Consider the following 13262-nt stretch of genomic DNA (forward strand, 5'->3'; position numbering starts at 1 on the left):
TGTGCGCCGCCATGATCGACCCCCACTGTCGCCCCCCGCGCCGGGGGAATTCCCCTTTTGTACCAAATGACCGGGGTGGGATGGTTACAGATCGGCGACGGCGGCTGCGACCTTCGCCGCTCGTGACGGCTTGACCAGCCCTGACACCCGCACCAGCACCCGGCCGGCGTCGGCCCGGTAGTGGTACTCGGCCGGAAGCAGCGGCATCCCTTTCGTGACCGTCTGGATGTACTCGGCCCGCCGGTCCGCGTCGTCGGCGGTCGGGAACACCTCGACGACCAGGCCGCGGTTGATGGAGTGCACCGGCTCGTCGCGTCGCCCGCCGGGCAGGTCAGCGGACGCACGCGAGGTGTAGCCGCCGGGTCGGCCGAGCAGGTTGTTCGGGTCGGTATTCTCGTCCTGGATGGTGCCGCCGGTGACGCCGACGTCGGCGGCCTTGAGTTTCGTGAGCACCCGCCGTGCGTCGAGTGGTTTCGCGGCAGGTGTCGCCGGGGCTGGTTCGGGTGTGCTGGTGGTGTCGGGTCCGCAGCCGGCGAGCAGCATCAGCACGGCGGCGGCGAGAATGTGTCGGGTCCGCATCCGGCGATGGTGACGACCGTAGCCGGCCGGTTGCGGGACGTAATGGTGTCGGGTCGGCGACATCCATGCCCGGGGTACGACGAAACTCCCCGCCCACCTGTGAAGGTGGACGGGGAGTCCGGCTGCTCTCTGCCCGAGCAGCGGGGCACCGATCCCACCGCCGGCACGGCTGGCGCGGGCTTGCGTGGTGGCCCTGGTGCGCCGGTGGCCCGCGTCCACGCCGGGGCCCTGCGGTGATCATTTGGGAGCTGCGGCGGATGGCCCTTCGTCGCCCGGTGCACCGGTGATGTCTCGGCATCGCACCCGCACTAACAGCGTAAACGACGGAAGCGCCCCCCTTCCCGGCATGTCCGGGAAGGGGGGGCGTTGCAGGCTGGTCGGTGCCTGACCGGGACGTCACCGGCGGCACCGCGCCGACGATCCTACCGAGACGGTGCGACGTGGATCAGGGCTCGGCGTGCCGGGGCCGATCGTTGACGATGCCGCCCCGTACCGCCGCCTGCTGAACGGGGGTGCCCTTCAACAATCCGAGGTACATGGCGACGGCGAGCCCGAACGTGACGAGCGCTGAGTACAGGGTGGTGACGTGATTGAACGCCACTGCGTCGTTGACGGCGAGTAGCCACGCTTCCACGTAGCTCTTGACCGTGGCCAAGGCGAGCAGCACGAAACCCTTACGCCACGCCGACCAGGACGCCCGCATCAGCAGGGCCGCCAGGATCGGCAGGATGATCGTCAACACCAGGGACAGCAGGCCGGCGAGCGTCGGCGAGAACGCGTAGGTGGGCAGTGCAGGCAGAATGATCGGGTCCATGGACCCTCCTCAACGGGTCGAAAATCAGGATTGGTGGGGCGTACGATCGCCGGATGCCCGGTCAGCCGCAGGTCCGCGAACACGCGTGGCTGTACCTGGACGACAGCGGAATCCCGGCAGCGTCGGTGCGCGTGGAGGAACACCGGGACGGCACCGGCCGGTGGGCGGTGCTGCACCTCGGTGGGAAGCTGGGCCTTGCTCGGGCTTAGGAGGCGATCGATACCCTACCGTCGTTGGTCATCGACGAGGTTGGCGTCGCGATGCTGCTTGACCGGATATGGCAGTTGCGGGGCAGTGTCACCGCGCATGACGCAGCCTACGTCGCGGCGGCGGAGCTGAAGGCTGCCCACTCGGTGCTCGATGGCCACCTGCGGTAACCGGCTGAAAGCCCGCCGGCACTACCGCAGGATACGGACGGAACCCTGACCGGGCCGGGGCCGGCCTACGACGGCGATCTTCGTCAGATCCCTGATCCGGCGGGAAGGCTCGACCAGTGCAGGATGTGCTCCGGGCCGGAAGGCCACGGCGAGCGGCACGACAGCCCCGGTGCAGAGCCGCCGGAACGCCCCACTAACCGACGGTAGCCGGTAGGACTGCCGATGGCCTGAACAGCGCCGCGAGTGCCCGGTGTGTACCGATCTCGTCCGTCTGCGGCGGACTGAAGCTGACACTCCGCATGTGATCCAAGAGGTCTTGATCGGGAGCGACCGCGTGGGTCTGGAGGTAGTAGACGACCGCGTCGGTCCATACCCATTGGCCATCTGTCCGGTAAGACATGGGCACGACGGGCTCATCGGATCCGGTCACGATGTCGGCCGTTCGCTGGGTGATCGCCAGAACGAGTTGACCGGCGGAGAGATAGGCGATCGCCTGGTCACGGATCGGACCCTCCAGTCGGGGGTGGTCTGGAGCGAACCAGGGCCCGGTCTCCGGGTCTGCGCCGTCGAAAACCCGGGCGATGGTTACCCGGCGCGGTTCCGCCGCAGTCCACAGCAGTGCACCTCCCTCCAACGCCTGCTGCTGGTACGGTGCCAGTTCCTGCCCCAGGATGAACGCCTCGACCAGCGTCTCGTCAGCGTCCGCCAGAATCAGCTTCTCTTGCAGTAGCGCCGTTGCCACGGGGAGTTCGTCCTCCGGCAGATCGGTGGCCAGAACGAAGACTCGCGCGAACAGGTCTGTCGAGCCGCCGTAGCCGCCAGCGCGCCAGGCCCGCCACAACGCAACCGCACCGGGTATCCCGTCCACCGCCGCCACCGCGCCCTCGTCGATGTCATCGGTGACGCTTTCAACGAACGCATCCGGGGCGTCGGTGAGATCGAGTATCGGCGGGGCAGGTTCAGGAGCAAAAACCTCATCCTCTTCCGGATGAGTCGGAAAGAACTCGATCGACGGCAACGGCCATTCGCCCGGTTGTATGTCGAGGAGTTCGGCGCTGGCCTCCGGCGCAGCCGTCACGAGCAATGCGATTTCCGCATCGGTAGGCCGCAGCCCGGCAGCGGAGGCAACGCGGCAGATCGCCCTAGCTGTGTCGGCTAGACGCCCCTCCGCGAGTGCCGACCGTGCTTCGGCGAACACGGCGTCCGGGGCATAGCCGACTACCCGCGACAACAATCGGTGAAATTCGGCCCCTTGGTCAACTCTGCGGAAGCCTGACATATTCGTCATTCGGGTACAATATCAGCCGATCGTAGCGGTTTCGCGTTTCGACAGTGCCACTTTCGATGACCGGCTTGCGCTGGCCGAGAGCCGCGGCGATGGGCTGGGCGGGCGCGGTCGCGCACATGCCGGCCGTCTCCGACGTGAGCCTCTGGAGGTCGGCCCGGTGAGGGGTTCAGTCGGTGGGAGGCGCGGAGTTGATGTCGGCCGCGGCGTAGATCTGCGCGGTGTTATTGAGTTTGGCGACGTACTGGCCGACCAGTTCGAGTACGCCACCCACGGATTGCAGCAGCTGATACTGGTTGTACTGAATCTGCTCGGTCTGCTCCGGGTGCGGGTCCTTGACACTCGCGTAGTACTCGTCCGGGCCGTCGCTCCACGCGGCGTAGTGGTTGCCCTGTATCCGATCACCGCTGTGTCTGGAAACCTGGGTGTCCGCATAGTTCTCGGCGTAGAAGATCCAGCTGGCCCGCTGCATGACACTGTCGCGGAAGCTTTCGAACTGGTCGATCTCGGTCTTGGTCAACGTGAGGATCCGGTCCTCGGCGTCACGGATATCACCGGTGCTGACCTTCCAGTCGCCCAGATCCGGCGCGGGGATCGAACCGTCGGCGGCGGGCAGTGGCGCGCCTTCCTCGGTGACGGGTTCGCCCTCGTGGTTGACCCAGCCGCCGTTGCCGTCGGGCTGTGGGATGTCCCGCCCGAACTCGTCAACCGGGTTGCCGTCGTTGTCGACGTAGCCACCGTGGCCGTCGGACTCAGGCGGCGTGAAGACGATCGACGAGTCCTCGCCGTCGACGTTGCGGGCCTCGTCCCAGGTTTGGGTGAGATCGACGGGCACGGCGTTGGTTTCCATAATGCACCCTTACGCGCGAGCACAGACGGCGACAACGTCCCCGAAGTGGGGGCTCGAAGCTCCACCGGTCGCCCGGCTAGTGTCCCGTCGACGAGGTGGACCGGGACCGCGGCAGGGGTGACGAGATGCCCGACTACAACCTGGCGTCGACCGAGATCTACGTGTCGCCGCAGACGATGCACCGCTACGCCGCGGAGCACATGAAGGTCATCATGACCGACCTCATCGGATGTTGGGAGACCATCGGCCAAACCTGGGAGAGCATCAAGATCGGCTGGATCGGTGAGAGCGCCGACGCCGCCGACGAGTTCAACACCCGGCTCAAGGACATCCAGGAACGGCTCTTCGGCGTGCCGACCGCCGACGGGGAGGGCGTCGAAACGCCCGGCCTGTTGGACAAGGTCCGCAGCGGTGTGGTCGTCGCCGCCGCGAACTACAACAACGCCGAGCATTCCGTTACCGACATGTGGGACGCCTTCTGCGCGCAGATGGAGCAGGAGCCCGAGGCCAGCGACGGCAGCCCGCCGCCGGCCAATGAGGACACCACCCTCGACCCGATCAAGGCGGACTACTCCGACAACCCCTATCCCTGGCACAAGCCCGAAGAGAGCTGATCCGTGGGTGCTCCGCAGGACGGCCGTCCGGATCCCGCGGCACTGCGTCAACTCGCCGCAGACTGGCGGGCCCAGGGTGATCGCCTGGAGCTGCTGGGCGACAACATGATGGCCGCCTACAACGACATCACCTGGTTCGGCCTGGCCCACCACTCGGCGGACACCGCGACGAACCTCGTCGACCTCAAGCTGCGCAAGGTGCAGCAGGCCGCCCACGAGTTCGCGAAGTTCCTAGACGACTACGCCGACAAGGTCCAGGAGGCGATCGACAAGGAGAAGGCCCGCACGATCATCGAGATCGTGCTGGCCCTCTTCGGCCTGCTCACCATCGGACTCGCTGCGGTCCTCGGCCCGATGCTGGCTGCTCTCGGCCGCCTGCTGGCCGGCCTGCTCTCCGCCATGAGCCAGCTCGCCGGCAAGATCGTCACCGCGGTCATCGACGTCGCTATCGGCATCATCGTGTGGGGCACCCTGCAGGTGGCCATGGAGTTCGGCACCACCGCGGTGGTCTCCGCCATCGTGGGCGTACCCGCCGACTACACCGCCAGCATCGCCATCAGCGTCGTCATCGCCGCTGTCATGGGTGGCCTCTTCTCCATTCGCGGCGTCAACAACGTCCCGGTCAAGGGGGTGGGCACCGGTGGCAGACCGGGTGACATACCGAACCCCGCATCCACCCCCGTCGGCGGTTCCAGCACCGACGTCACCACCAACGGCGCGTTGGTCGACAAACCCCAGCCCTACCAGGGTGGCACGGTGGAGAACGTGCCCACCGTCGGCGTCGACGGGACCGCCTTCAGCGCCACCGACGTCCCGCCGGTCCTCCCGGGCGCGGGCCGTGCCGCACCCACCAGCGCGGTGGGGGACCAGCGGGTCTACTCCGGCGCCGGGTCGGTGGGCAACGCCGGGCGTGCGGCGGAGCACGCCGCCCCGCAGACCGTCCCGCGTACCTCGGAGAACATCGTCACCCCGGCGATGCCGACGCTCCAGTCCGCCGTCGCCACCCCCGGGGGACACATCGGCGGCAAGGGCATCAGTGGGCCGCCGGGCCCGAGGGAGGTCGGTACCCTAAACGTCGACACCACCCCACCGGGCGGCACCGTCGCCAACCGGGCGCCGACGGTGCCGACCGGTGACACCCCGCCGGTCGCCAACCTCGACCGGGGCGTCGGGGTCGGCCAGCCTCCGCGCGTCTCCGCCGGCGGAGACGTCTCCCCGGTGTCGTCGGTGGGTGGCCGAGGCAGCACGGACATCGGCGACATCTCGCCGCTCACCCCCACGCCGTCCCATCGTGGCAGCTTCGACATCGCCGCCACCGTCGCGGGACGTGGCGACCTGGTCGCTCAACCGCCACCCCAGACGGCCCTCAGCGGCGCGGACACCGCCGCCTCCATGGCCAACACGCACGGAACGGGCCGCGTCGTCACCCCGGACAGCGCCTCGACGGGCACTGTCGGCGCCCGCGGAACGGTGTCCGATCTGCACGCCACCTCGACCGGCGGGCACGTCACCAACCCGGCCGTACGCCCCGGCCCCGGTGGCACCGCCGCTGCCCCGCCGTACCTGGGTGAGCACCTGCCCACGAACGTCATCCGGCCCGGCGGTGGCGCTCCGGTCACGACCGCACCGCCCGGCCTCGGTGAGCATGTCCCCACGAACGGGGTACGCCCCGGCGGTGCCACGACGGGCTCCCCGCCGAACCTGGCCGAGCACGCACCGAGCAATGTGGCCAGGCAGGGTACGCCGTCGCCGCACCTCGGCGACAACGTACCGGCCAGCACGGCGCGACCGGGCGCGGTCAACTCCGTGCCGCCTTCGGTCGAGCACGCGCCGGTGAACGCCTCCTCTGCGCACGGCACGCCGAGGGCCGAGGTACCGGCCGCCGGGCAGGGCCGCGGGATGCACCACACCGTCACGAGCGGCCCCGTGCCCGTGCCGCACGGCGTGAATCTGCCGCCCGCGATGCGTCCCGGCGGACTCGCTGATCTGCCCACCGGCGTGCACGTCACCTGGCCCCCGTCCCGGGCGGTCGGAGTCGAGCACCTGGCACCGACCGCCCCCGGTCGGGTGGTCGCCCCGGAGGTGCCGGTCACGCCGGTTCGGGCGGTCGCTCCGGAGGTGCCAACCATCGGAGCCACCACGGCTCCCACGCGTACCGTCGGCGGGATCGTGCCGTCACGGGATGCGGTGTCGTCGACGCCGGTGAGCGCCGCGGGCACGAACGCCGGTCACCCGAGCGCACCGCCGCGCGAGACCGGCGTGTCCGGGTCCGGTGCCGTGCAGCCCGGCGCAGCCCCGGTGCGCGACATCCCCAATGGTGCCGGCACGCCGCATCCGGTGCCCGTGGTGGAGACGCCCAGGCCGGTCGGGCGTCCCATCGAGCCGCCGTCGCGGACCGACACGCCCGAGGCGCGTACGGGAACAACGCGCCATCCGGCGGTGGAAACCACCCCGGTGCCGGCCAAGGTGCCGACCGACGCCTCGCAGAGCCCGGTCCTCGGGGTGCGGGATGGCCGGAACCCCGACATGACGAGCAGCGGCAAGACCGCCGACGCAGCCCTTCAGGAGCGGCTTGACCGGTTGACCGACGGTGCCGCCGTCCGATGGAGCGACGACCTGGTCGACGGCGTCGAGACGCCACGATCGCTGGTTGACCGGATCACAGGATCCCGAGTTCCTGAATTCCCGGAGGTGCCGGCACGAGACCCTGGCGCCGGACAGGGCAGTGGTGGCAGGGACGTGTCCTCGGCGGGAAATCTGGTCGAAGGACGATCCCTCGGAGAGTTGCCGGAGCCACCGAAGGGCAAACCCGGTGCGCCGAAGCCCGAGGAGGTGGCGGAGTTCCCGGCCGTGCCGACGGGCCTGGAACGTCCCAGGGCGATGATCGAGGACTTCGGCGCTGCGGCAGGGCTGCCCCGGCGCGAGCTCGACGAGCTGCTGGACGGCCTCGGCCCCGATGCGGTGCTGGGTAAGGGCACCGAGGCGGCCGTGACCCGCGAACTGATCGAGGGCATCGGTGCGCGGGCGGGCATGGATGCGAGCGTGGCCCGTGGCTTCGCGGAACGGGTGACCTCGCCGAACACCGCGACCGCGCAGGTCGCCCGCACCGAGTTCCAGGCCGAACTCCAGGCTTTCGCCGACGACAACCGCATGATCGAGCGGTTGGTGAACCTGCGCATCGGTCACGCCGAGGACGCTGGCGTCCCGATGACGGGGAGCATCCGCAAGGAGTTGACCCAGGCCTTGCGTTCCGGCGACGCGACGAGCCTCGACAAGATCACCCGCGACCTCGACCAGGCCATCGACACCCGGGAAGCCGCGAAGAACACAGCTGGCGAGAAGTCCCTGGCCGCCATGGAGGACCAGGTGGCCCGGCTCAAGCAGTGGAAAGCGGACCGGGACGCCGTCGCCGCCTCGGACGCCGCCGCGGAGAAGGCCGCCCGCGACAAGTTCGTGCACGACTTCCGCGACGGGCCGCTCGCCGAGTTCAAGAAGCGGGTCGGCGCCGAGGACGCAGCGGGCGCGGCGAGGGCCATGGGCCTCAGGACACCCGTGGAGCCGACCCGGGTCGAGCCGCCGGCGGGGCAGCGCCACGACGACATCGTGGCCTCCGAGAAGGAGTGGGCGCACCACCAGAGTGAGACGGCCGACGCGGTGAAGCGACTCGAGGCGCTCCCGCAGCTGCGCCCGAAGGAACTCGACGAGCTGCTGGGCTCGGCGGACCATCTTGGTGGCCGTGCCGGACTCTCACCCAAGGAGATCGTCGAGATCCGGGCAGAGGTCGAGGCGCGGTGGGGCGGGACGCTCTCGCTGGACGAGGCGAAGCGGACGCTGCTGGAGAACATCGCCGTCCGGGCGGGCATGGACCCGGAGCGGGCCGCGACGCTGGCCAGCCGGGACATCAACGGCGGTATCAGCGGCCGCCACGCGCGCCAGGTCTACGGCGACGAACTGGACTCGCGGGGCCGGACCAACCGGTTGATTGATCGGCAGGTACGGCTCACCGACGACTTCGAGCGCCACGGACTGCCGTTCGACGACACGGCGCGGGAACGGCTGACGCTCGCGTACCGGCAAGGGGACGTCGCTGTCATCGACGAGATCACCGGCCCGCTGAACGAGGCGCGGGCTCTTGCGAACAGTCGGGCCGCCAGGGCCGGGCTCGAGGCTGACCAGGAACTCGCGAGGCGGCTGGCGGAGTTGCGCAAGCCGATCGACCCGCCGGGGTCGACGGTGACGGCGGCCGAGCCGACGCCTGCCCCGGCCGGGGCGCGTACGCCTGAGGAACTCGCCGCCCGGGATCGGATCCAGGAGGCTTTCCGCCGGGACGTGCTGCCCGAGCTGCACACGAAGGCCCCGCTCAAGCCCACGCCCGGGCAGCGGGTGGAGCCGTCCGTCTCGGAGCGTATGGGCCGCACCGACGACGTGGCGGATCAGTCACGGGCCGAGGAGGTCGCCCGCCGGCTCGACGAACTGGACGTCCCGAAGGGCCAGCCGCCGCACGACGAGCTACCGGCGATGCCGAACGTACCGGCGAGCACTGCGAGTTTCGACGCGCTACGGACCTTCGGCAAGGGCCTGGCCGGGGACGCGGGGCTGGACGACGCCGCCACCGCGCAACTGCTCAGGGGCATCGACGATCGCTGGGGTTCCGAGATCCTGAGCGACACCAGGGGCGTCGCGGCACGCAGGACCCTCGTCGAGGAGATGTACGCCCGGTTCGAGGTGCCGCCGAACAAGGTGCGCACCGAGGATCTCGCAGGCAGCGACGCCGAACTGCAGCAGCTGGCCCGGGCCGGTTTCCGGGCCGAGCTGAGCGAGGCGCGGCAGATGAAAGACATCGGCGGCCGGCTCGCCGATCTGACGATGCCGTCCGGCTACGACCTCGCCGACGACGTCGTCAACGGCGCCCGGAACAGGCTGGCGGAGGCGTACCGCAAGGGCGACTTCGACAGCGTCGACCAGACGCGCCTGGAGATCGGCGAGCAGATTTCCATCATCACCGCGAGGCAGCACGCCGACGAACTGGCGGTGCGGGAGGCCGAGCAGACCGCGGCGAACAGGAGCACCTTCGGCCGGGTGATGGACGACCTCGCCACCCGGATGCGGACGGATGACGCCAAGCTGTTGCCCGGCACGCAGAACCGTCCCGAGGGGATTCTGCCGGCCGGGCCGGGCGAGGCGCTGCTCATGGCGAAGCCGCAGCCGCGCGATCCGATCTCGACACCGTCCACGGTCACCCGCGCCGATCCGCTACCCGACCCGCCGCCGCGTACGGCGGCTCAGTCGACGCCGCTGGAGCAGGCCGAGAAGGACATCGCGGACCGTACCGTTGGGGCCGTTACGGCCGAGCGTGACCTGCACGCGGCCGGGTTGGACGCGGACAGCCGGTTCCGGGCCGGGATCGCCGAGTTCCGGATGTCGAGCCCGGGGACGCGCCTGGACCTGGAGGCGGTCCGGGCCGAGTACGACGCGCGCATCGCCGCGTCGTGGCGGGACCGGCCGGATAGCGCCTCGTGGCCCGCCTATGTCGCCGCCGCAGCCGCCGCCCTGCCGCAGATCATCGAGCAGGCCGTCGCCAGGGACGTCCCCGCAGCGACCACCGATGTGAACGACCCGGTCACCTCGGTGACCGACGAGGAGTTCCGGACCGAGCTGAGCCGGATGCGGGATCCGGAGTCGATCCCGCCGGTGCTCCACGACCTGCTGCGCCACCGGTGGATCGACGACTCCGTCCGGTTCGCTCAGGAGTTCGAGGCGGCCGAACTCGCCGATGACCTCTTCACCCGGGCCGTCGGCGTGGTCGACTACGACCACGGCTTGGACCTGCCCGCCGCAGTGCAGGACCGGATGCGCCGTACGTTCGTCGCGGACGTCCTGCACAACCACGACGTCATCCGCTACCAGGGGGACGAGGCGCGCTTCGCCGAGGACGGCGGCCGGGACGCGGTGTGGCGGGCGTACACGGATCGGCTTTTCCGGAGCGTCGAAGTCGACCTGAGGATGGCGCAGACGGCTTGGACGGCGGCGCAGAGCGCTGCGACGCAGTTCCACGGGCTGGTCGATGCCGGGCGGGCGGACGCGCTGGACCAGAACCTCTCCGACCTGTCGGTGCGTGTCCTCGGAGAGCTGTTCGCCGCCGAGCAGCTCGCCCTGCGGACGAAGCGCTTCTACGGTTTGGAGGACCTGCAGCGCCAGGCGTTCCAGGATCAACTGGACGCGTTGCGCCGGCCGGTGGACGAGATCGCCGCGCTCACCGATGCCGAGCGGGCGAAGGGCTGGCAGCAGCAGACGAACGTCCTGTTGGCAGACCACGCCCGTCGGCTAGAAACCGCGACGCTCGCCGAGCGGCACCGTCCCGACCTGGTTCGCGACTTCGACACCGCGGTCGCCGAGGCCACCGCGCACACCGGGCACACGGGCATCCAGACGCTCGACGGCCTGCCTGCGGCGGCGCGCGACGCGCTTCGCGCGGACTTCGTCACCACCGGCCGACGGTGGTTCGGGGAGGTGTTCGCCCCGGCGATCACGGCGGCGGTACGGGCCTACGACTCGCTCTTCGTCGACGCCGAGGCCCAGTGGCGTCACCAGTACGAGCACCTGCGCACCAGCATTCGCCGGGACGCCTTCGTCCACCTGCAGGCACACCGGCACGACGAGGCGGTGGCCGCCGCGGTGGCAGCGCACCGGCACGTGTCCGAGGAGCACGGCTGGGACGAGCCGCCAGAGTCGGCGTACGCCCTGGCTCAACAGGAGTTCTTCGCCGCCGCCGCGGAGAAGCTCCGCGCGTCGGTGAAGGAGAAGCTCGACCCGTTCGCGAAGATTCAGGCCGCGCACTGGGAAGACCTCGCCGCCGAGATCGAGCGCAGCATCACCCACTACTTCAACGACGACAGGCTGCGCGAGTACGCCGCCCGTGCCCAGGCCACCGCCGCCAGCGCCGGCACGGCCGGGGCCGAGCCGCTGGCGGAGCCGCCGACCGCGTACGAGCAGGCGGCGCGACCGATCCTCGACGCTGTCCGTGCCGAGATCTCCGTGGGCTTGCACCGCGATGGGCGTGAGGTCACCGTCGACGTGCGTAACCGCATCGCCCGGGAGGTCGAGGCGGTGCTGCGCGAGGCGGACACGGCGGCCCGGGCTCGCGCGGCGCGGGGCGGCAACACGGAGATCGCGATCGCGGCGGCCACCGCGGAACTGGCCGACCGGGTGGCCGGGCTCGCCGGATCAGTGCCTGCCCGCCTGTTGCACCAGGAGCAGCTCACCACCGAACTGCACCGCGCCGAACGCGCCTTCGAGGGCCTGCTGACTGCCCGTGACACGCTGCCACCGACGCCGGTGGCCGGCATGCTGTCGGTCGCCTTCGCTCACGACTGGTTGGTCGGCTACGACCGGTACTTCCGGGGCAGGCCGACCGCGGCGGAGGCCGGTGCGGTCGCGACCGGTCTACGCGAGGTCGCCGACCGGGCGAGCGTCGAACTGCCCGGCCACGATGTGCTCAGCACCGATGCCCTGCGCAAGGCGCTGCACGATGCGGCGGCGACGCTGCCGGGCGGTTTCGCGGTGGTAGCTTCCGGTCTGCTGCTGCGCACGCCCGGTGCCCCGCCGACGGACGCGATGGCCACGATCGCGGACTCGTTCGTTCCGATCGCCGGGGGGCAGCGAGTCATCGTGGCACCCGGCGCGGATCTGGCCGGCTTCCTCACCGAGGTCACCAACCAGATCAGCGACCCGGTGCAGCGTTCCCGGATCGTCGTGCACGCCCCGCTGACACCGCAGCCTGTGCTCCGGACGCTGGGTGACCGCTACGGTGTCACGGTCTCCTACACCGAGCCGCCCGTCGACGCACGACAGTCTCGTCGGGCCGTGCCGGTCACCGCGGACGGCACTCCGACCCTGCGGCGCTGGGCGGAGCACTGGCTGGTGCGCCCGACCGTCGTCCGGCCGGAGACGCCGTACGGGCTGCGGCCCGGCGGCCGGGCCGGCCTGTTCGAGCTGCCGGCGGGCTGGATCATGGAGGACCTGCCGTGGGGGCTGTGGGCGCGGCCCGCCGGGACTCCCGATCTGGACCTCGCCACCCGGGTTCGTTCGGGCATCGAGGCCGGCGACGCCCTCATCGTGGTGGGCGAGCCGGGTGTGACGGTCCCGGAGGCGGTAGTAGGTGCCGGTCTCGATCTGGTGGAGCGGATGCCGGTCGAGTCGGGGCAGTCGGCATTCCACTGGCTCAGCCCGCTGCCCGAGCCGCCGAGCGAGGTCCGGCCGGCGGCCGGCCTGGACACGTCCTCAGGCGGGCTGTCCGACGTGCGGGCCGCCGAGCTGGATCCCGGCTCGGCCCGCGACGCCGTGGACACTCTCTGGTTCGCCGGGCACGGTGAAGCCGTCGCGGCGTTCCTGGCTGAGCCGGACCCGGCGGCGCGCGACCGGCTGCTGCTCGGGTTGTTCGGCGCTGGCGAGGCGGTCCGTGGTGCCCTGCCGGAGTTGTATCTCGCGCTGGAAGGCCCGGTCGGCTCCGACGCGGCGCTGGCGAGCGTTCTCCGGTATGCCCAGTCGGCGCTACGCGGCGGTCCTCTCTCGGCCACCGACGTGCTGGCGGCGGCGAAGGGCCTACTGCGGACGACGAAACCGGAGCTGATCAACGTCCTGCTGTCGTCCGTGAGCCCGTCGAACGAGAACCGGGCGGTGATGACCAGCTTCGCGGAGCTGGTCTACGACTGCTGAGGCAGGTGCCCGCCGTGTCCCCTCTTCG

Annotated in this window: 7 protein-coding genes and 1 pseudogene; 4 read left to right on the forward strand and 4 right to left on the reverse strand. The window is 70.5% G+C overall.

Going from position 1 to position 13262, the window contains the following annotated elements:
• Positions 1–84 precede the first annotated feature (84 nt).
• Complete coding sequence (locus ENC19_RS24930; RefSeq protein WP_164449489.1) at positions 85–579, reverse strand: hypothetical protein; 495 nt, start codon at positions 577–579, stop codon at positions 85–87.
• 445 nt (positions 580–1024) lie between these two features.
• Positions 1025–1393, reverse strand: coding sequence for a hypothetical protein (locus tag ENC19_RS24935; protein ID WP_164449490.1), 369 nt, complete (start codon positions 1391–1393; stop codon positions 1025–1027).
• A 176-nt stretch (positions 1394–1569) separates the two neighbouring features.
• Between ENC19_RS24935 and ENC19_RS24940 the strand changes: the two are divergent.
• Positions 1570–1770: pseudogene (locus ENC19_RS24940) on the forward strand (VapC toxin family PIN domain ribonuclease); the annotation flags it as partial.
• Complete coding sequence (locus ENC19_RS31940; protein WP_164449557.1) at positions 1754–1819, forward strand: hypothetical protein; 66 nt, start codon at positions 1754–1756, stop codon at positions 1817–1819. The pseudogene ENC19_RS24940 and the gene ENC19_RS31940, both read left to right, overlap by 17 nt.
• 144 nt (positions 1820–1963) lie before the next feature.
• On the opposite strand, the gene ENC19_RS24950 is transcribed toward ENC19_RS31940, so the two are convergent.
• A complete protein-coding gene (locus ENC19_RS24950) occupies positions 1964–3058 on the reverse strand; it encodes a hypothetical protein (protein WP_328824376.1) in 1095 nt (364 codons plus the stop codon).
• A 166-nt stretch (positions 3059–3224) separates the two neighbouring features.
• Positions 3225–3905, reverse strand: a complete 681-nt coding sequence (locus tag ENC19_RS24955) for a hypothetical protein (protein WP_164449491.1) — start codon at positions 3903–3905, stop codon at positions 3225–3227.
• A gap of 125 nt (positions 3906–4030) precedes the next feature.
• Between ENC19_RS24955 and ENC19_RS24960 the strand changes: the two genes are divergently transcribed.
• Both ENC19_RS24960 and ENC19_RS24965 read left to right on the forward strand, forming a co-directional pair.
• On the forward strand, positions 4031–4519 hold the full coding sequence (locus ENC19_RS24960; protein ID WP_164449492.1) for a hypothetical protein: 489 nt from the start codon (positions 4031–4033) through the stop codon (positions 4517–4519).
• Between the two features lie 3 nt (positions 4520–4522).
• Complete coding sequence (locus ENC19_RS24965) at positions 4523–13234, forward strand: hypothetical protein (RefSeq protein ID WP_164449493.1); 8712 nt, start codon at positions 4523–4525, stop codon at positions 13232–13234.
• Positions 13235–13262: the final 28 nt, after the last annotated feature.

The organism is Verrucosispora sioxanthis (assembly GCF_010560025.1).
GTDB lineage: Bacteria > Actinomycetota > Actinomycetes > Mycobacteriales > Micromonosporaceae > Micromonospora > Micromonospora palythoicola.

What these genes read in the sequence shown, in the direction of transcription:
- ENC19_RS24930 (WP_164449489.1), bottom strand. Translation starts at nt 579, where the DNA reads ATGCGGACCCGACACATTCTCGCCGCCGCCGTGCTGATGCTGCTCGCC.
- ENC19_RS24935 (WP_164449490.1), bottom strand. Translation starts at nt 1,393, where the DNA reads ATGGACCCGATCATTCTGCCTGCACTGCCCACCTACGCGTTCTCGCCG.
- ENC19_RS24950 (WP_328824376.1), bottom strand. Translation starts at nt 3,058, where the DNA reads ATGACGAATATGTCAGGCTTCCGCAGAGTTGACCAAGGGGCCGAATTT.
- ENC19_RS24955 (WP_164449491.1), bottom strand. Translation starts at nt 3,905, where the DNA reads ATGGAAACCAACGCCGTGCCCGTCGATCTCACCCAAACCTGGGACGAG.
- ENC19_RS24960 (WP_164449492.1), top strand. Translation starts at nt 4,031, where the DNA reads ATGCCCGACTACAACCTGGCGTCGACCGAGATCTACGTGTCGCCGCAG.